The sequence below is a fragment of the Stygiolobus sp. CP859M genome (assembly GCF_037389975.1).
GTDB lineage: Archaea > Thermoproteota > Thermoprotei_A > Sulfolobales > Sulfolobaceae > Stygiolobus.
Window position 1 is genome coordinate 1 of the sequence record NZ_JBBHKS010000003.1, and the last position, 21180, is coordinate 21180.

Annotated in this window: 12 protein-coding genes and 1 pseudogene; 6 read left to right on the forward strand and 7 right to left on the reverse strand. The window is 38.6% G+C overall.

The window, feature by feature from the left end:
- Positions 1-233 precede the first annotated feature (233 nt).
- From WIW72_RS00160 to WIW72_RS00170, 3 genes are all read right to left on the reverse strand, one after another.
- Positions 234-3770, reverse strand: coding sequence for a hypothetical protein (locus WIW72_RS00160; protein WP_337699031.1), 3537 nt, complete (start codon positions 3768-3770; stop codon positions 234-236).
- A gap of 253 nt (positions 3771-4023) precedes the next feature.
- Positions 4024-5478 carry a hypothetical protein gene (locus WIW72_RS00165; RefSeq protein ID WP_337699029.1) on the reverse strand — a complete coding sequence of 485 codons (1455 nt, stop codon included), beginning with the start codon at positions 5476-5478 and terminating at the stop codon, positions 4024-4026.
- A gap of 212 nt (positions 5479-5690) precedes the next feature.
- Positions 5691-6785 carry a zinc ribbon domain-containing protein gene (locus WIW72_RS00170; RefSeq protein WP_337699027.1) on the reverse strand — a complete coding sequence of 365 codons (1095 nt, stop codon included), beginning with the start codon at positions 6783-6785 and terminating at the stop codon, positions 5691-5693.
- 261 nt (positions 6786-7046) lie between these two features.
- On the opposite strand from WIW72_RS00170, the gene WIW72_RS00175 reads away from it, so the two are divergent.
- The gene (locus tag WIW72_RS00175; RefSeq protein ID WP_337721194.1) at positions 7047-7781 is read left to right on the forward strand and encodes an IS1 family transposase; all 735 of its coding nucleotides are present in this window, start codon (positions 7047-7049) and stop codon (positions 7779-7781) included.
- Between the two features lie 29 nt (positions 7782-7810).
- On the opposite strand, the pseudogene WIW72_RS00180 reads toward WIW72_RS00175, so the two are convergent.
- From WIW72_RS00180 to WIW72_RS00195, 4 genes and pseudogenes are all read right to left on the reverse strand, one after another.
- Positions 7811-8518, reverse strand: a pseudogene (locus WIW72_RS00180) (IS6 family transposase).
- Positions 8519-8853: 335 nt separating this feature from the next.
- On the reverse strand, positions 8854-9411 hold the full coding sequence (locus tag WIW72_RS00185; RefSeq protein WP_337699024.1) for a hypothetical protein: 558 nt from the start codon (positions 9409-9411) through the stop codon (positions 8854-8856).
- 324 nt (positions 9412-9735) lie between these two features.
- Positions 9736-11154, reverse strand: coding sequence for a protein kinase domain-containing protein (locus WIW72_RS00190; protein WP_337699022.1), 1419 nt, complete (start codon positions 11152-11154; stop codon positions 9736-9738).
- Between the two features lie 30 nt (positions 11155-11184).
- Positions 11185-13557, reverse strand: a complete 2373-nt coding sequence (locus WIW72_RS00195; protein WP_337699020.1) for a thermopsin family protease — start codon at positions 13555-13557, stop codon at positions 11185-11187.
- Between the two features lie 157 nt (positions 13558-13714).
- Between WIW72_RS00195 and WIW72_RS00200 the strand changes: the two genes are divergently transcribed.
- The 5 genes from WIW72_RS00200 (at position 13715) to WIW72_RS00220 (ending at position 21082) form a co-directional block, all read left to right on the forward strand.
- Entirely contained in the window at positions 13715-14302 is a 588-nt protein-coding gene (locus WIW72_RS00200; protein ID WP_337699018.1) for a zinc ribbon domain-containing protein, read from the forward strand.
- 33 nt (positions 14303-14335) lie between these two features.
- Positions 14336-15304, forward strand: coding sequence for a hypothetical protein (locus WIW72_RS00205; protein ID WP_337699017.1), 969 nt, complete (start codon positions 14336-14338; stop codon positions 15302-15304).
- A gap of 482 nt (positions 15305-15786) precedes the next feature.
- Positions 15787-16401, forward strand: coding sequence for a zinc ribbon domain-containing protein (locus tag WIW72_RS00210; protein WP_337699016.1), 615 nt, complete (start codon positions 15787-15789; stop codon positions 16399-16401).
- A 35-nt stretch (positions 16402-16436) separates the two neighbouring features.
- Positions 16437-20219: a thermopsin family protease gene (locus WIW72_RS00215; protein ID WP_337699015.1), complete on the forward strand. Its 3783-nt coding sequence runs from the start codon at positions 16437-16439 to the stop codon at positions 20217-20219.
- Complete coding sequence (locus WIW72_RS00220; RefSeq protein WP_337699014.1) at positions 20216-21082, forward strand: metallophosphoesterase; 867 nt, start codon at positions 20216-20218, stop codon at positions 21080-21082. The genes WIW72_RS00215 and WIW72_RS00220 overlap by 4 nt, the downstream gene beginning before the upstream one ends.
- Positions 21083-21180: the final 98 nt, after the last annotated feature.

The window sequence follows — 21180 nt, forward strand, 5'->3', positions numbered from 1 at the left end:
TGTAGGTATAGGTTTAGTTGAATAAATGTTTTTATTAACCGGGAAATTAGATAGGCTATACCCCAAAAAATTGCTAAGAAGGAGTAATGTGGAACTCAAAAGTTATGGGGGGGGGGGGGGGATAAGGTGTACACTTCCCACTTCACACTGGTAGAAGGTTTATATGACGTGAATTATTTTCATTGGGGGGACGAGAGTTCTAGACTCCCTTATAAAAAGTTGTCCTATGAACGTTATCTCCTCCTCATTAGAGTTATAGTTACAGCCAGTGCGACTAAAAGTGCTATAATGATAGAAATCCCTAACATCGGCAGACTGTTACTGCTCGTGGTAATTAAAGGTAGGGGATTGACAACATTGTTGTTTTGAGTTAAGCTCACATTTATTACTTCATTTGAGTTGTTCACCTCGACGCTGGTGTTTAACACCCCTTGAGGTGTCTGAGCTGTAATTGTGTAGTTCCCTAAGGGCATACCGATTATCTGTAGTTGTGAGATGTTGCCGAGTAGGAAGACGTACGGGGACGTTGTAGACTTTATGGAAACTTGAGAGATGTTGGCTTGTGAAACCAGTTCCACCTTAGCCTTTGTGACGTAGCCCACGTAAGTGTTGTTCAACTTTAGAAAAGCTATTGAGTCTTGCATGGTATTGTTAAAGCTGATGTGATTAGGTAGTTTCAGCACCGAAAAGTTAACCTTTTGCGGTGTCCCGAATATCAGATTGCCCTCCGAGACGTTGGGGACTATGAAGTATATGTTGTTTAACGCTTTCAAGTACTCTTCACCTTTTACAGTGCTTACCACGTAGTTCTGCATTATGATAGTGGGGGTAGTATTTAGGTAGAGTTCTGCAATAGTTAAAGGCGTGTAGTTTAAGGTTATTTTAACGAATGATATGTTAATAGGTAATGGCCTTACGTTTACTCTAGTACTTACGGACTTCTCAGCGAATTGTTGGAAGAGGTAACTGTACTCTGTCACATTAGGTAATATATTAATTAATTTATATTCCTTCAGCACTTGAGTGAACACGGGGTTTATTATCGTTGTGTTCAGGAAGGTTAAATAGTAGCCCACAATTTGTGAGTAAGGCTTACTCAGGTTCAACGGGACTTGTATACTCCCTATCCCCACGTTAATAGACCGTACTGTTAAGTTATAGTATAGGTTGGTGACGGGGATTGAATAGAACTGTTGTGCTTGTGCTATACCCTCAAAGGAGTAGTATGGTGGTACGTATAGTTGGGCAATTAAACTGTTGTTCTGTAGGTCGGTATTTAATACTATGGGAAACCATGAGATAACGCTCATGTTTAAGCTAGTCGGGTCCTTTAAGACAAGTGAAGAGATGTTGAATATGGCTATTAATGAGTTCCTAAAGGTTAAATAGGGTATTATGGTTTGTACGTCAGCCGGATTAAGTAAAGATAGTTCCGCGATCTCGTCGTAGTCACGCCCGTTAATCACCTTCAGCAGTTGTGTAATGTTGTTCAGGGTTATAGCCCTTAATTGGGTGTACGTTCTGAAGTCCCCTTTTGACAAGTATTCCCCTTCCAAGTTGAGTAAATGTGTAATACCCGTGAGGTTGAGGGAGAGTAATGGGCTTATGTTGTTTATGAAGGGTTGAACGTTTATAGACCCAGTATAATAAGGTAGGACTGGGTTGTTCATGACCATTTGTAGGTACGCATAGAACTGGGGTGATTCGTTAAACAACTTGTAACTTCCGTTCATGAGAAGTGAGTAATAATATAGGGCTTCCCCGTAGTTATTCATAAAGTTCTCCCAGTAGTCTTTACTTAGTATTAAGCTCGCGGTATTGTATACCGGGGTTAATAGGTTTAAGCACGTTATGATTGGTTTGAAATAGTTAGTGAAATTCAACACTATTAAGTTGCTTGTCACCGTACCTTGGAAGACGGTTACTGTGGAGTTCGTATATGTTAATAGACCGGCCGTATAAGTAACCCCAGGCTTTACGGTAACCGTTATGGTTTGTGAGGAAGTCACGTAAGTCTTACCAGAAATATTGACAAACCAATACGTGTCGCTTAGTCCTACTTCCTCAAACGTTACGTTTATCTGGGTCTTAAACTGGGCTATTATTGTGGTATTCCCTCCTACGTAAATTGTCAATGGGTTTTCATTGTACTCTGTCCCATTAACTATCCAACCAAAAAACGTTGAGTTGCTGAGGGAATTTGCGTAAAGAGTAACTGAAGTAGGGAATGTAGTGATTGAAGTGTTTGTCTCTGTACTGGTCGTGTGCCCGTTATACGTGATTTCTACTACCCCAGTGTAGGGTGGTGAAACACTTACGTTAATTCTTACAGGCAAGATGACCTTACCGTTCTGTATAGTTGCATTAATACCAACCGGGATGGCGTAAAGGTTAGTGGATGTAGCTACAAATATTACTTTATTATACTCGTCCATAGTAAACGGGTAGGATTGCCCGCCGTTTATTCCAATCCCTAGTTGTTCCATTGAGTAAACGTTTTGTCCTATTTCGTTAACTTTTGCAATTAGTTGCCCTAGATCATTATACTCTAATATGGACCAATTTGTCCCGCTACCGTTTAATGCGGCAATCACTTGCCCGTTAGCGGAACTGGTTATAGCTACGGCGTTGGGTATGTATTTGCTCCAGAGCATTTGTCCTTGATAGTTAAAGTCACTAAGATTGAAATCAAAATACGCTGCAATACCGTTTGATGAAGGAGTGACAATTGGGGGAGCGTCTATATCTGGGGAGGTATCAATGTCCGGTATCTGTATCATGTAGTCATGATTAGGGAAAAACTCTAGTATATAGTAATTGGGCGATACGTTATTTGGGATCATAATACCTAAAAAAGCGTCATACTGACTATTCACGGTAAGTGTAACGTTACCAGGGTTAGAAAGAAATCTGAATAGTTCAATAAAAGAGAGATTCAAGTTAAGGCCTTGATAATTAATGAAGCTTGGTATTTGAACTAAACTCAACCCTTCAAAAGAAATTGTAAACGAATACTCTGTATAGAACGAGTATATTGTATCATTATACGTATCTACGAGGTCGTTATATACATAAAATATGCTAAATGTTAACCTATGATGAGTTCCTATTAACGTGGTAGCGTTATATGATTCAGGGCTTATCTCAGCACTGACTATAGCTGCACCGCCATTCAAGTCTATGAAAACATTGTTACCTTGAATAGCGATCGACTTAACTAAAGGCAATGGAGAAACCACAGTTGATACATTGATACCGCCAAAACACCCCCCTGATACTTGGTAATATACCCATTGGTTTATAATTGTTATTAGACTACCGTTTGAGGTGTAAAAGACATATACGTATGTTCTGTTATTAAAGTATACGGCTGAGGCCGTAAAATCGGGGGAGATGGCGACAGCAGTTATATTTCCATTAAACCTTTCCCTCCACATTACGACGAAACTGGAGTTAAAGTAAAAGTACTTAGCTACTAGTAATTCTGAAGTATTAGTACCTAAAGCTAAGTAATCAAATGGCCCTGCATAATAGACTTGCATTGCCGTTACGTAGTCTATTGGTAGTGAGGCTATTTTAAGGTGTGTGACCGTGTGTGCCTTAAAAGTTGGCTCTTGAATCTCGTATAAGGTTATTGTAGAGAAGGGTACTATAAAGTAACCATGTTGCGGAAGGACTATAACGTTTTTATCCAAAGGCTTTACGTAGTAATAGTAAACGCCTTGGGGGAGGTTTAGTGTCGTTGAGGAGTTAATAACTCCTTTTAACACTAAAGACTGAGTGTTAACATTATAAATAGTTAAGAGTACTGGTGAATCACCTCCTTTTAATGTAATACTTAAGTCGGGGTTGTGGGTTATTACAGAACCACCATTAGATACTGTTACTACGAGAAAGGATAAGAAGAGTAGTACTAGGAAATAAAGTGAGCTAATCTTCTTATAATTATGGTAGTGAGTACTAATAATCTCACACCGTTTTAAAATAATATCCGCTTTTTTTAAAAACTTTGCTTCTCTGAAATTAACCTCTCTTTCTAGCGTATAAGTAAGCGCCTATTATTGAGGCGTAACCGGCAATAATTAATATGATCGTCTCGTAGTTGATAGGCAAGGAAACAGCTTTGGAAGGTGCCGGTGCTATAATCTGAGTATTTATAGACGTCTGATTTGTTGTTGTCATGAATGCAGTAGTTATTGCAGAGGTCACGGGTTTTTTAACAGTCGTATTAAACACAACACTTGCTGTCGCTCCATAAAGATCCTCTTCACGAGAGTAATTTGAATATTTGAAGAAGTACTCTCCGTTAGGTAAGATTAAAGTATAGTTACCCGACGTAAGGGTGATATTAATCACTCCAGAGATTATTAGATTTGTTGTGTTAGTCTGTCCGTAGATCTTTACATTAACTATACTACCGTCGGTCGAAGAGTATACATTACCATTATAATAATAATAACCTGACAACGAGTACGAGGTGTTTACATAATATGAAAGTGCAGAAAATGACTGAAAATTACTTATGTTTACTACATATAAACACGTGAGGCCTCCAACTGTCTTATTCTCTGGGAAGGCTAATAGGGAATTCCCAACTAGCAAAGGCTGTTCATATATATTGACTGACCCGCTAAGTGGAACTGGTTCAATTTTACCATTACTAATTACTACCGCATATGACTGACTTTCGATAACTGCTAGACTGCTCAAGTAGTAGGTCTCGGAATTGTTGATATTCCTATTAATATTTATAACGAAAGTGTTAAAATCGCCGTAAAGTATACAATAACCAGAAACATTATAGCCCGCTGTAATTGGGAAGTTAAAATAATGTAGCAGTGTCGTCCAGTTATATACACATGACTCATTTGACCCAGATATTATTATTAGCCTACCTAAATAAATCATTTCCTTCACGTCAATCCCTACTTTGATTAAAGTGTTTATTTCCTCTCCTCCACTGTAGAGTTCAATCCCACCTATCCCACCATGACTTGTAAAACTCAGTTTTACGACTTGATGGGAAGTTGAGTTATAAACTATGATACTATTATTATAATAATAAGGAAACTGTAGAATACCATCAAGAGTTAGGTTCTTAACCCCAGTCAGAGTTGATGTATCGTTATTAAAGTCATAGAGTGTAACATTTACGTTTATGTAAAACGTTCTCACACTATCCTTGAACTTTATGTACCCTCCCGATGGTGTAAAAAGTAGGAATGAGTTACTATTGTTCTTTACTTCAATAGTGGTAATGTTTACAGGGGTAGGGGACATTTCATAACCGCTTACAAATGTTACGCTGTAATCATCACCCAGCTTATAACTCTTGTTGAGAATTCCCGATTTCGAGAAGAATAATTGTATTAGCTCATTCTGTGCTGTTACATAGACCATACTGGAATTGGAGACAGTGTAAATTTTTACATCGTCATTAGATGGTAAGTTTATATTGTAAGTTTGGTTAGTGATCAAGTTTTTTATAATAAGTGTCTTGTTTTCTATCTCAAAGTTGTATATATAATATTGAAATTGGATTAAATTGTAAATACCAACTTTAGGGGGCGGTGCATGGATATTTACGGGGTAGAACGTAATATATGAAAGAGTTGATAAGGATGGGAAAAGAATTAAAGATAAAAACGTAAGAATAAGAAAATTTTTACCTTTTATCAATAATACCACCGTTACTGTACGAAGTTTAAGGTCTCTAGGACGTTAGATACGCTAAATGCTGTGTTACCCGTGCCTCCCAACACTATTACTATAACTATCTGGTTACCTCCTTGAGCTATTAAGAGCTCGCCTTTTGCGGTAGAGTAGACTGAATATGTATAAGTTATTCCCGTGTGAGCAGGGTAGGTACTTGTTTGAATATGTGAGAGTCCGTTAGAGGCTAGCTGTGCTGTTGCTTCAGAATACATTTGCCCTACGGTTTTAGAAGAGCTCGCGTAAATATCTATTATTTGTAATTCGACATTTGAGTACGTCGGGCTTGTAAGCGTGTTTATTACCACTTCTTGATAACCGTTAAATATCGTAACGGTCGTAGAACCGTAGAACTCAGGCAAATATGTGTAAGAGCCTATTGGGTTTGAAGCCGCACTTCCAACACCAGAAATAGTGTATAAGTTGTTATTATACGTTATAACAGATATCGCAGGATTATTCCACTGCCCTCCGAATATTGCAGCAGCTTCACCAGAACTCAGAAGTACGGTGGGCGGAGGTGAGGAGGAACCAGAATTGAACATTGGTAGAACAAAGAAGACAACTGCAACTACTACTATAGCAGCTACAATTCCTATGGCCGCAAATTTAAGATAACTTTTCTGCTTAGCCCTACCAGTAGTAGGAGATGGTACGGGGGAGGTTTTAGTGCTGGACGTTGATGGTTGTGAGGGCGTTGGTATAGGAGTGGTTGTAGATGATGGCGATGGTGGTGGGGGTGGAGGAGAGGACGTTTTAGCACTAGTTGTTGTCGATGGTGGTGGGGGTGGAGGTGGGGGTGGAGGAGAGGACGTTTTAGCACTAGTTGTTGTCGATGGTGGTGGGGGTGGAGGTGGTGGAGGTGTGGTTGTAGATGATGACGATGGTGGTGGGGGTGGAGGTGGGGGTGGAGAGGCCTTTGGTTGTTGAGTAGGAGGTTGCTGACTTTGTTGGGGTTTAGGAACTCTAGGTACAATAGTTTGTTCAAATCCTACTAACGCATATCCGCATTTGGAACAGAATTCTGCAGTGTCTGAGTTTTCATGGCCACATCTTGGACACTTCTTTGTCATGTCAAAATATTTTTTGAGCAAACTATATTTAAATCTTTATAATTCAAGCATCAAGTGTGTACATTCATTGGGTTTTTGGGAAAGCTGTATCAATAGGTCTAATTGTTCCTTCAGATTAATCTTTAAGAGAATACTATGAGTCACGTCTTTTTAAAGCTAAAGTATGTTTATTAAGTGGAAAATAGATTTAGGTAATTTCAGTGCCAGTGTGGAGATAGTGTCGTCGTTAAGTTATTTATATTTGTATAACGAGTATTACTTATGGGTAGGAAGCCTGTATTTAGGCAAGACGTTTCTTGTCCCTCTTGTGGTAGTCATCATGTTGTTAAGTGTGGTAGGCCTTTGGGTAGGCAGAAGTATTTGTGTAGGGATTGTGGTAAGTACTTCTTGGGTGATGCTAGTTATCATCATCATTCTAGGAAGTTGAGGGAGGAGGCTTTGAGAATGTATGCTAATGGTATGAGTATGAGGGCTATTTCTAGGGTGCTTAACGTACCTCTTGGTACTGTTTTCACTTGGATTAAGCGTTATGGTAGGAAAAAGTATGAGAAGTTGGTTGAGTTGTGGGGTAGGGCTAAGGAGTTGGTCAAGGGTAAGGTTGTTACTAAGGTTGTTGATGAGATGTGGACTTACTTGTACAAGAATACTAGGGCTTTTTACAAGTGGGTTTTCACTTGTTACGTGTACACGAAGCTGGGAGTTTACCTCATTTACTCTGTGGGGGATAGGGATGAGAGTACTTTCCTTGAGGTCAAAAAGTATTTGCCCGAAGAGGGTAGATGGGTGAGCGATGATTATAACTTGTACTACTGGTTGAAAGACCACACGGTTGTCTCGCCAGTTAACCCGAACGAGTCCTTTCATTCCTCATTAAGGGATAGGCTAAATAGATTCAAGAGGGCAACGAAGGCAGTAAATAGGAGCATTCGTAGCATGATGTACTCCATAGCCCTAGTCTTGTGGGAGAGAAGGTTAATCCCAGAATTTGTAACTTAATGACGACACTATCAGTGTGGACAACAATTTCATTCATTTGAAATATTTACATTTATTATCACCCCCTTATCTAACAAGTACGTTGGGGTGTAAAGGATGTTATATATTAGGAAGAATGTTGATAACCACCTAGTTATTGTGAACTTGTTAGTATTCCAAGGGAAGTGGAAGTCCATTGATGCAAGCCTATGTTTTAGGCTTCTGAACCCTTGTTCTGCGTAATTCCTCTCGTTGAACGTTACCTTCTCGTGTTCTACGTTTAACCATGTGAAGGCGTTGTATGCAGTTGCCCCATCGTGCAAGTAAATTACCTTATCAATCCTTCTCCTAAACACCCTCATTGCTATTTCCTCAACCCTACTCATGTTCGCAAGAACTACCAAGACGTGTACTCCACTCCTAACGCTAGTAACCATGAAGAAGGGTATTCCCTTAGTTTTTACATCCCTAACGATCCACACGTAATAGTACTGACCATTAATTAGCCTCACCTTAGTCTCGTCAATAGCGTAAACACCACTCAATGGCACAGCATACCTCACATAACTCAACCTCCTATGATAGTAAAGCAGAGTGGAATGGGGGAAAACTACCCTCTAAGAGGATAATCCAGAAACGTAGTTAGCCAATGCAGAGGCTACGGTATCCCTAGAGTAAAACCTAGGGCTAAGGTTAATATACTCAATTAAAATTAGTATAATTTGGGTGAGCACGGGAACCTTCCATCTAGTTTCCATGTGCTCACCTCCAAGTAATACCTCCCGTGCTCACCCTAAAAAGGTATTATCATCAACGTTCTATTAATAAAGCACAAACAATTCAAATAATTCATTTTATATTAACAAAATTGTTGTCCACACTGTTCAGTGCAGTGAATAAAATCATAAAATATAATAAGGAAAAACAAGGATTATGTATATTTACGAGGTTGAGTTAAAATATATTATAATTGCCAAGGCTAAACCTAAGATCTATTAATTCTAGTGCGATTAAACTTTTAGTGGTTAATTCTCAAGAGATTCATGAATCGCTCATCTAATTTGATTCCAAATTGTTCGTACGTTTTAGTAAATTATTTAGAGTAAAAGAAGAAGAATGTTACAGGAGCCTTAACCCTCTCCTCACTAATCATTTTCTTAAACGGCTTCCCTGACGGAGGGATTATTATATAATAAGGTAGGTTAGTAACGTTGAAGAGTATCTCCCTCTCGTCTCTAGTTATAAACCTAAACTTCAAGACCGGGTTATTGAATTGAATCGCTGTTATGGTATAGAGTTCTGATATGGGTAAGGGAGAAACTTGTCTAATCGTGAACTTTCCGTCCTCTATTACGGGTATTGGTTCCGCCATATGACTTTTCCAGATGATATAAATGTTATCCCTCTCTTCTCTCAGTCTGTCAAAAATTACGCTCTTAACACTTATTCTCGGCTCCTCCTCGTCGTAAACTTCAACTAGTGTGTGTATTGCTCTAAAGTTTTTGTCTAGACTTAGCACTCTACCTATAGACTTTAACACCCCTAACTCTACGAGCAATTTCACTATTCTTTTGTCCTCCTTTATTTCATTTATAGTTCTGTTAGTCCTAAAGTATTCAATAACCCTCAGAACTTTCTCTTTAGATACCATTATGTTATAACTCTCCATTTATCTAGATTTAAAATTTACATTTGAGCATATTCCTAATGTTTATTTAAGAGTTTACCTAAAAGCCTATACTATTCCATGACGCCCATGCCACTAAATCGTGAAGTTTAAACGTATTCACGCCAGGTAGGTGGAAGACGTGCGTGCGGGTTTCCTCATATCCGTCGCTAGTGTGGGGAGTTAAGAGTGTGAACGGGAAATACCCTTGTGAAAGCCCAGGTGCTGAGGATTGAACACTAATTCTAGAAAATTTAATGGAGCCCAAACACTTTAATTGAGAGCGTCTCTCTCATTATGGTCACTCTATTATTGATACGATAACTTTATGTATTTACCTACAGTATCCCTTACCTCTTTGGCTGTAGGTCTTGAGTAGAGGTTGGGATTTATCATCTTGAGTACTAACTCCCTTATTTCTGGTTCTAAAATGTTAAGTACTGAGGGATTCCAGTTAGCTAAGAGTGAGGAGGAATAGGAAAGTAACTGAAGTGCGTAGTTTTTATCATTTCTTATACTCCTTATCGCGCTTACTATATACTGTAAGTCCGGCCTTTGAATTTGTGTGTCGAGGATTTTTAGGAAAGTTAAACCCAAAGAGAATATGTCCATCAAAGGCCTGGCTCCCCTACCCTCCAACATGTACTGTATTTGATCTGGCGGTGAATATTCTGGCGAGAGTTGGACTATTTCACCTCTTGTCCTAGCGGCTGAACCTAAATCACCTAGTTTTATGACCAAATACCGGGTTAAGTCTGCGTAAAGTCCTTCGGGCGTATTGTAAGGCTTTATAAGTAATACATTGCTGGGCTTTATATCTAAGTGTACATAACCTTTGCTATGAACCACGTTTAAGGCGTCGGCTATGTGATAAAGTGTGTAATATGCAATGTATTTCCAATACCTTGAGCTGGTGAATGAGGGATTGTCTATATACTTCTTTAAGTCCCCTCCTCTCATGAATTCTGTGACTATGTAAGGTGGGTAGAGGTAATAAGTCTGAGGGTCGTTTAGATAGTCTAATATGTTCATGTCAACATGGATGGCATAGATTCTAACGATTCTGGGATCGGAGGACATGGAGACTATTGCCGACGCCTCACTTAATAAGCTATTAAGATATGCATCTAAGTTCTCGTACTCGGCCTTAGGTATTTTAATTACGTATTCCTTACCCTTACTCTCAGCCTTAAATACGTAAGCTATCCCACCTTCGCCTACATAGTCTATTAACCTATACATTCCTATAATCCTACCCAGTAGAGAACTTGCTACAGTGTCCTTCGGTACATTTACTTGCTGGTTTGAGGGGAGAATTACTGCGTCTTCATTCCTCACTTGTTCTAGGTAATATTTTATAGGACTATCCCTATGGTCTTGGAAGAACTTAAATAATGAATTACCGCTAATCTCGTCAACCTCACTATCGCTTATAGGCACTAAATAAGCCGTAGTTTCGCTCACGAGGTAGATTGAGTTTATTTTCATCATGACAAAGGTAGAATTACTTATGTCAAAAGGGAATTGAATATATATATAATCATCTTGGGGAAAGCCAGTTACCTCAAACTTTTTTATGGTACTCACGACGTTAAAATCGTTATTTAGGAAGACGGCAATACCTACCATGATATTGAGCTTAGAATTAGGTGTTAAGTAATTCCTTAGCATATTGTACATGGACTTAGAGTAAGCATAATTGCCGTTAACCGGAAGTGCAAGTCTCACAATATAAACTAAAGACAATCAAAATAAAAATTATTTATTTCTTTTCATGAGCCAAACCGTGACGAGAAACGCGATTATTAGCGGTATTAAAAGCATAAGCCCCAAAGGTGGTTTACTTTGAGCTTCCGGTGTCACGATAGCTTGCTGTTGCAGTTGGTTATTTAATACTAATGGTGAAGTAACTAATATTGACTCGTTAATTATTGTACCGCCAAAATATACTGGTATCCACGCATAAGTATCGTTTTTTACGTAAAAGACTAAAGTACTATTAGGAAGTATATCCACGACTTTATCATAGACCGTGTAATTAAGGTAGTACTCTCCGGGGTGAGTGACTACAACCTTACTGAAAACATAACTTATATTCTCTTTCGTTATGTTGTGTAATTCTAAAACTTTCCCGGATGGGTACCAAAGTTCAAGGGTTTGATTCAGATAGTGAACCTCTATTAAGAAGTACAGTTCATAATATCCATTTAGCGATACTATCTTTGGGGAGTTGATAACCACCGTTATAGGCCTCTCGGCTACAAACATTACCGAACCATTATAAGAGATATTGTTATTAAACGTAATGACGCTCCCTTCTTTATAAAACTCGCTCACCGAATAATTACCCAACATTAAAACTATTCTGTAATACAAGGTAATGTTTACACTGAGCTTTAGTGGGGAGAACACTTTAAGTTTGTATGCTGATGCGTTAATTAAAACTATCGTAGTTTCGTTTTCTAATTCTCTAGGTATAGAAATACAGTAGCCTTCTGGGTAAAATCCTGATTTAGGCAATGAACTAATATACGTGTTGTAAGTTATGTTAACGTAATAAAACAGCCTCGTAATTAGGTTTATTTTCTCACCGTAAACTACTAGGCTTTGGTTAAGGAACTCTATTAGAGTCCCGTTATTAGGGCTCACATTCTGTTCAGGGATTATAATTTTCGCCCCGTAAGGGAGATACAGTTGACTTACATTATTGTAAATAGTACCGTTGTAAATTACAGTGAGGTTAAACGGGAGTTTTAATAAGAGTTCTAGCTGGTAAACCCCCCTGTAGACACCAGGAGAGGTTATGTTTATAATATTGCTATTTATCACCTTACCATTATAAACCGCCCATAAGAATTCAAGCCTCGATGAGTTCTGGTAATAATAATATTCGGGGAACTGAACTACCGTTGTGCCACGTAAGGGTATGTAAAATGTATAATACCCATTAACAATAGTATTATTAGAATATGCTTTACCGTTAACGTATATCAGTGGAGCCTTGGACTCAACCACTGCATAAGGAGTTATTTTTACATCTTCAAACTCCTTCTCATATATAATTTCATTACCAGCCTTGAGGAACACCGTTATATTATACACACCGTAAGGTAGTGAGATTCTATCTGAAGTTAGAGGAAAAGTCTTCCCGTTTACCTCGTAAAACCACTCACCGTATTCGGGAACTAAGTTAAATTGTAAAATTGAAGAGTTAATAACAGTGAGGTTTGTTGATGTATTCCATAACTGACCGTAAAAACTATAACCGGATATTTGCACCACATAACCGTTCGACGAATAGTACTCAAATATCCCATGAGTATTTGAGAGGGATTCACCGGTTATAGAGGAGTAAGACACTGCTGAGGGGACTTCATAGTACTTTTCATTATACAAATATAATAACATCATTTCCGAACTCCAGTTATATACATATAACGTAGAACCGCTCCCTCCACCCCCTATCACAAATTCGGCGTCACTATTCGACGGGTAAGTGTTAATTTTACTTCCCACGATAAAGAACGCCTTGCTTGAGGGGTTAAGTATCTTAACTGTATCGTAGTTATATGACGTCGAAAAGTTCCCCTTACCTAGTATAGCACTGAAAGTTAACTTAATGTACTGCCCCTCTAAGCTCACATTGGATATTAGCGTAACATTAAAGGGTGGGGTTAAGGTTATGTTATCGGGAAAGATGTAAAAATAAAAGCAGATTGACTGATTTGGTGCTTTACTCACTTCTCCGTTCCCGATAATCAAGGAGGGCATTATACTATACGGGTAGGTAAGATTCCATATATTATCCACAAAGTTAAGAGTGTAAGTCCCGTTTCCGTTAGCTATTAAAACTAAAACATTCTGCACAAAATAGTAATAGATACCGTTAGTTAGGACTGTGTTAAGCTGTACGGATGCTACATTATAATTTATTGGTTCCCCCGAGTAAAAAGACCCACCGTAGAAGATGAAATACCCCTTATATGACGTTGTGGTATAAGTATAAGATGCACCTTGTCCCGTTGAACCTACGTCGTTTATACCTATAGAACTCGCGTAGGAGTGGAGAATTAGGGCAATACAAGAGAATATGGCCAGTATTATTGTGAACCTTACAACTAATGAAAGCATAACTCCATAGTATATATATCCTAAACATTATAAATCTCTTCGAACTTATCCAGTAAGGCGTAGAAGTTCCAATTTTATAGGCTTCTAAAATTTTTTACAACTTTCTATCAAAATAGAAAGAAATACTTATAAACTCACTCAATATACATCATAATCAATGGGTAATAAGTGCCCTAGATGCGGGTATGAAAATCCTAGTACTGCTACTACATGCCTAAATTGCGGCTATCCTCTGACTTATTCGCCTACTTTAGCCTATTTGAAAGCGGCTCTCATGACCTTGGCCAGCGCGTTAATTATATCTAGTATCATATTCTTAAAGAACCCAGAAATTTCTTTACTTGTAGCGGTATTGGGCATCTTGATTGGCAATGTCCTTTACACAGTGCCTTTAAGGAGGACGTCAAGCAATGGATTATTAATGATAAACTCTACGGTTGCCGGAATTTCTATTATACCGACCGTTATTTTAGAATATTGGTACTTTTATGACGTTTCTCTAGAACTTTTTAAGCTGGCTTACGTTGTAGCTGTGTTCATTGCAGTTTACATAATAATGAGTGTCTTTGCAAACGAGCGGATTTTAAAGTATAAGGGGATAATGAATAATGAACTTACAATAATCCTTTATATAGTTCTAGCCTTAGCCTTCCTTAGCATAATACTCTTCATCTACCCTAAAGGTTTTCTCATGAGCCTAATAGCTATAGGCGTGGCTTATCTTATCTTACCCTTTAGACTGTAAAATTTATAAATTCAAAAAGTTTCTTTTTCATAAATGAATCCCAAATTAATTAAGTACTATGTAGCGATAATTTATGCAGTATCTGCAGTAATAGGATTCGTTATAGCATATGCCCTTCTACCAGCCCAAACACAACTGATGGCAATAAGTTCTCCGCAACCACCACAACCACCAGCTCCTCTACCCCAGGCTGGAGAGTTGCAGAACCTCACTTCCAAATATTTTGGAGGTAATTGGACCACAATAAATTCTGAAACGGGGCTTTATGTGTTGTCAAACGGTGGCTTTACAGCTTATTTAACGAATTCCTCAACCGCACAATTGTCTAATAACACGGTAAAAAGTTTGACAGGGATAAACTACATTCAAAAAATGATACAAAACATATCTAATGACATATCTAATGCACTGACCCATGCAACTTATAATTTATATAATTTCACTCCAATTGTCTCCCAAGTTTTCTCCCCATTGGAGTCCACGTTAAACTACCTCCTTCCTAACAGTATGAATGTTATTGTCGAGTCTAATGGGAGTGCAGTGTTCATAACCTTATCCTTAAATTGGACGGAAAATAATAGTCCGATACAACCCGTATACAATTTTATAAATTCATGGTACGGTACGATAAACCAAACACTACCCACCATCGACCACTACCTTAATACGAGCATATCGTTAATTTCTACTACTGCAAATACTACTATTATAAACGACTCTACTGTAAACAACATAATGTCTACAACATCTCTCAGAGCTTATTATCTTTACATTCCAATTTCTGGGTCAAATGACTTATCCGGAGCCATCTTCGGCATTATATCGCCGCTAGTAAACCAGTTTTTAGATAAAAGTCTTCAATTATATAGTGTCGGGTTTTTATTAGGCATAACACCTAATGGCCTTTCAATTACACTTGTAATCAACTTTACCCCCGCAGTACAAGCCTTAGTTAACCTAGTTAATTCTGCTATCGGAATTGTTGATACTATACAAAGTTAATTTCTTTTTTCTTCTTTAGCTATTTTCTCACTCCTTTGAGCTCACTCCTCTTTATCCAGATTTATTCTTCAACCTTAATGGACAAATTGTAGTTATAAAAACTTTTTGTCATATAATTAGAAGGTACAAATTGTAAGAGAAGGTGTGATCTGCTGTAATCCTATTAGTTATTGAAAGGAAGATTAAGCTAAAATATGTTATTTAAAAATTTTTAAATTGAGTAACAAATATTTATGTCTAAGGAAATATAATAATCCCTAGACCCATAAACTCATCATCCTGCAAATGATTCAAGGGAGTTAAAAAGTAATTAAAATAATTTAACTAAATATTCTCATAAAGTAGTAATGTTACTTTCTGGGTTAAAAAAATCATGCAAAATGAATTTAGGGTCTAAGATAATCGTTACCCCCCCCCAATAAGTTATGATTGAGGCTCAGCTAAGTATGAATTTATAAACCAAAAACTCTATCTTGCAATATATGGTTAAGGTTTGTCCCAATTGTGGGTTTGCCAACGATGATCACGCTGTTGCTTGTTTAAAGTGCGGGTATCCGTTATCGGAAATAATTCTAGCCGAACTCCCATTTGTAGTCGGTGAGGACAAGAAATCTGTGTTCACGATAAAAATAACAAACTCAAGTCTTGTGGTTTCCCAAAACGATACGAATATACCCACCAGTTATAATAAGAAGTTGAACTCATTGTTAAGCGTCTCCCTAGCGGAATTCACAGCGATTTCTGCTTTTGCAGTACTTTTTAATTTTCCCTTAGGCGTAATTCCCGGAATTGTAGTTGGTGTGACCTTGTTACTTACACCTAAAAGGTCCTGCCTATCAGAGTTTGTAAAGAAAATGCAACTGGAAGGACAAAGGCTCTTCATTATGAAGCACGAGCTTTTAGACTGTAATAAATGTGAGGCTCTAAAGATTTATGATATAGAATCGCTTAAGATTTCGAGGGAGAATGGGTCTTGTGTACTATACATTAAGGAGAACGGAGGAAGTGGCAGAAAGTTTTACATACCGAACCTCAATCCAGACTCGTTATACAATTTTCTATCGAGGACCTCATGGAAAGACAAACTGGTCATGTAAAAAGCTTATAAATTTCTCTTTAAGACATAGTATTAATGAGAGACTTAAAGGATATTAAGAAAAGTGTACTATTTATATCCCTTTTATTTCTATTATCAACCTTAACGACTCTTTCTTACTCACAAATCTCTTCACCTTCACCGGCAGTAGGGATAGTTGATACCGGTCAAGTACCAGTTAGCGGCAAAGGGATAGTCTCTTATTCTTACACTACCATTAATGTGGGTGGGACATTTACTTTAAACTCAGCAAGTACTAGCGGGCCGTTCTCGTTACAACTAAACTCAGTAATAGAACTAGGTAACGGACAGTACTATTGGTCAAACAACGTTGCATTAATTCAGTATGTAGGAGGAAACGAATACCGAGTTACGTTTGAGGATTACCTATGGAATTTCTCAGCACCTGACGCGAGTATAAACCCTTCCTTAATTAAAGGTAATGGTGGTGTAGAAATATATAACGGCATACAATTTTATTATTACTCTTACAATACTTATACTGTAACCTTACCCATTACCATCGTTTTAGAGACCGCCGCAGTGAACTACCAGGGTTATCCTATAATCTATCAGTATTTTGAATTGTTTAGTGGTAACAACCCAGTGGCAAATAGCACGTTTGATACGATAATCCTATACGTTCCCACATCGTCTACATACATAATTGTAGGGGGTACCAATCCTACTGGGAGTGGGAACTATTTATCCTTTGTAATTGGCGGACTTGTCTCTGGGACTGAATTGGGTACTACAGTAAGTGTTTATTCATGGAGCGGGAGCATCTCTCTCGCTTACTATTCCGGGTATGGGAACGTGTTTTACAATGTCCCCGGAGGGTATTCTACAACCTACGAGGCTTTATCTGGCGTGTCAACGAGCCAAGGGATAGCCGAAACGTATAATGGGGTAACCGTAATCCAAAGTAACGGGCAAACGAATTCGGAGTACTTGTGGACCGTGGGCACTTCATTGAGAGCCTTTGGGAACAACGTGTATATAACTACCATTCCAGCGGGGGCTGATTGGGAGCTAAGCGTCTCCGGCCCACAGACATTTTCAGAAACGTTAACAAACTCTACTACAACCCTATCATTACAAGACGGCTCTTACCAAATATCTTTAACGCTTAACGTCGGAGGGAATACGCTGTATTCCACAACTTATTCACTCACTTTACCGTACGCTGTTGAAGTGAAGGTAATTTCGCCGGTTCCCATATTTTACGCTAACGGTATACCGGAAAACGTTAACACTACTATCTCTTTACCAGTTCCGTCAATATTGAAGTTCAATGAGACTTACTACGTAACAAATGTGGAACGTTACTTCCTCAATGGAGTTAGAGTAAACGGAGTATATTATACTAACTCAACGATATATCTAACTACGGCCGGATTATACACTATAGCTCCCGCATATGTTTTACAGTATTATTTAACCGTACCCTTCCCCGTCAAAGCCTATGTTAACAATACGTTAGAGACTCTGGAGTCTGGGTGGTATAATGCGGGAACAATAATTGAAATTCCCTCACAAAACGTGACTTATAATGGCACGCTTTACGTAGTGCAACAAGAGACCTTTACCGTAAACTCTCCACAGGCTCCGCTGTCAACGCAAGTATATTATTACGTCAGTGTGAACCAACCGATCCCGGCAAATATAAACGGTGTTAACGCTACCTTACAGTCTGGTTATTTCAAAACTAACACTAGTATAATTATTTACAAGTACTACTACATTAACTCAACAGCTAGGTATGCGATAACGTCAAATGAGTATGAAATAGTCGTTAATAAGCCTATAACTCTCTCAGTCACTTCCCAGTTACAGTACTTAGTAAACATAAACCTACCTAACGGGACGGTACGAGAATGGGTTAACGCCGGCTCATACATAAAATTACCACCGTATATTCAAGTATCAAATGATGAAAGATATACCGTATCCCAGAACGTGAGCGAACCAATTAATTCGCCCATGACCATAACTCCGAACTATGTAATACAATACCTAGTGACAGTACAGTATCCTAACGGTACTACGAACTTATGGGTAACCAAAGGCTTTACATTATCCTTACCAACAGTAATTCAAATTAATTCTACCGCGAGGTACTTCTTAATCTCCCAAGGGAATTATACTATTAGTTCCCCAACAACTATTACCCCGAACTACGTGATTCAGTATTTTGTAACGATCAACTTACCTAACGGTACTATTACTCAATGGGTCAGTAGAGGTGCGTTACCCTCCCCACCACAAATAATTCAGATTTCCTCGACCGAAAGGTACTACCTTAACTCTACGTTGAGCCCGGTAAACGGTAGTGAAACGATTACCCCTAACTACGTAATACAGTACTTAGTAACTATCGGAAATACTGAGGAGTGGGTTACCCAAGGTACAAAAATACAATTGAATCAACCCAGCCCTAACCCATTTGCTAATGTATATTGGGAGGGCAATGTAAGCGCGTCCAACGGGCAGTACCTGGTGGTTAACGGGCCTATTAGCGAAAAAGAAGTGTATACAATAAACTTACTCAGCGTGTTATTCCTATTAATACCCTTTGGTGTTGCGGGGATAGGCGGATACATGATGTATAACAAGAGGAAGGAGGTAGTGTTGTCTTTCGAATACCCCGAGAATTATTCACCGAGTATAAGAGTCAAAATCAATGAGGACGAGTTGACACTAAGTAGTAAGACTATAAAAGTTAAGAGGGGTAGTAGGGTAGAAATAGAAGACGTAATACAAGGGAACACTGTTCTGGTGCCGGAGTCAAAGTCATTTATAGCCGAAAAGTCCGTTAAAATAAGGTTCCAGATAAAGGAACTAAACTTATCCAACTTTGACCCTACCCTATGGAAAGAAAGAAAAATAGACTCTTACTACGTGTCAGATGCTATAGGGGAAGGTGGAACTTCATACGTCCTTAAAGTCATAGGGGCTGATGGGAATACATATGCAATGAAAGTGATGAAGGTAACACCTACTCCGGGGAGTACAGTGACTATAGGTATGAGGAACTTCCAAGAGCTTTATAAAGAGCTGAATAACTTAATAGAACTCTCAACCAAGACAGACGCAGTAGTGAAGGTAGTGGGAGGAAAAGTTGATTTCCCCACATTAATGAACATTATGAAAGGGAATGTTGAATTATACATTACCTCACCACCTTACCTAGTGATGGAGTACATGAGCGGTGGTACGTTATCAAAGCTGATCAGCAACCCTAACGTTAAGAACTCTAAAGTATGGGAGAAAATAGTTGTGAGGGTAATTTATGATATAGCTAGGGCTTTATACTTCATCCATTCACAAGGCTATGTGCACCTAGATGTAAAACCGCAGAACGTATTTTTCACCCAATACCCAGGCGATGTGGGAGAAGAAGTTTATGATAACATTGTTAACGGTAGGACTCAAGTTAAGTTAGGAGACTTAGGAAGCGCAGTAAAGATCGGTAACCCAGTGACGCAGTTAACCTTAGAGTACTGTCCACCGGAACAGCTAATAAACCCAGCCCACCCGAGCATGGATATATACGCCCTAGGGAGCATGGCATATGCCTTATTAACCGGGAGATACTTCAATGACGTGACCTTAGTTAATCAAGCATTTAATCAGTTATCTACAGGTAACTTCCAGGCAACTTATAATGAGTTGTTAAGGAGGGTAACGGAGAAGTGGAATTCCCTACCAGATGATGGATTGATGGGAATAATCAAGAAAATGCTAAACCCCGACCCTACCCAGAGACCTACGGCATCTGAGATAGCTAATATGTTATACCCATACTTAACAGGGTGATTTTGTTGGAGGAAAGGCTAGACGTTGTAAAACACGCGATAGAGATATTTAAACAACAAGGTAGTTATATAGGTGAATATAATGCCGAGAGAGTGCTTTTTATAGGTGATACTCACGGCGCCACTAATGTCACGGATTTAGCCAAATATTATTACGACAAGGTAGACCTACTCGTTTTCTTGGGCGATTATGTTGACAGACAACCACCGAATGGAATAGAGAACCTAATGAGTGTTCTAGAACTCCTCGTAAATGACAGGGATAAAAAGGTAATAGTTTTGAGGGGAAATCACGAAAGTCCCCTCACAAACTATTATTACGGCTTTTATCAAGAAGTAAAGGAAAAAGTAGGTGAAAAGTATTACTCAGTTTTCGTAGAACTGTTCTCCCAAATGCCCGTAGCCGTAAGTGTTAATGGTTACTTTTGTACTCACGGGGGCTTACCGGGTCTCTATAACGCTAAAGGAGAGATGGAGTTAGGAATAGACAATGTTGACGATTTGTATAGGCTCCCTAAGGGGGATATTATCCCGGACGACCCTATACTATTCCAACTGTTATGGAACGACCCTAATGACTCAATTGATTACTTTTCACTTAACAGAAGAGGTGATGGAGTGTTTTACTTCGGTAGAAAAATTACAGAGGAGTTTTTAACTAGAACTGGTTTTAGAGGGGTTATTAGGGCTCACGAGACTGCTGACGGGTTCAAAATAGACCATAACGGTAAGGTAATAACGGTGTTTTCTAGCATTTACCACAAACAAAGAGCTGGACTCTTATTCCTAAATAACATGGGCGAGTTTTCAAGGATTTACATCAACCAGGATGGGACTAGTGAGATAGTACAAGGTTTATACTAGTTTTTAAAGCGCCATAAGATCCGCCAGGTTTTAATTTTTAGTTGTTGAACTACATGCCTAAGATTTGCAGTAAACTTGGTTTGTGGATTGGTTCAATT

Coding starts and splice junctions, on each gene's coding strand:
- WIW72_RS00170 (WP_337699027.1), bottom strand. CDS start 6,785: ATGACAAAGAAGTGTCCAAGATGTGGCCATGAAAACTCAGACACTGCA.
- WIW72_RS00175 (WP_337721194.1), top strand. CDS start 7,047: ATGGGTAGGAAGCCTGTATTTAGGCAAGACGTTTCTTGTCCCTCTTGT.
- WIW72_RS00185 (WP_337699024.1), bottom strand. CDS start 9,411: ATGGTATCTAAAGAGAAAGTTCTGAGGGTTATTGAATACTTTAGGACT.
- WIW72_RS00195 (WP_337699020.1), bottom strand. CDS start 13,557: ATGCTTTCATTAGTTGTAAGGTTCACAATAATACTGGCCATATTCTCT.
- WIW72_RS00200 (WP_337699018.1), top strand. CDS start 13,715: ATGGGTAATAAGTGCCCTAGATGCGGGTATGAAAATCCTAGTACTGCT.
- WIW72_RS00205 (WP_337699017.1), top strand. CDS start 14,336: ATGAATCCCAAATTAATTAAGTACTATGTAGCGATAATTTATGCAGTA.
- WIW72_RS00210 (WP_337699016.1), top strand. CDS start 15,787: ATGGTTAAGGTTTGTCCCAATTGTGGGTTTGCCAACGATGATCACGCT.
- WIW72_RS00215 (WP_337699015.1), top strand. CDS start 16,437: ATGAGAGACTTAAAGGATATTAAGAAAAGTGTACTATTTATATCCCTT.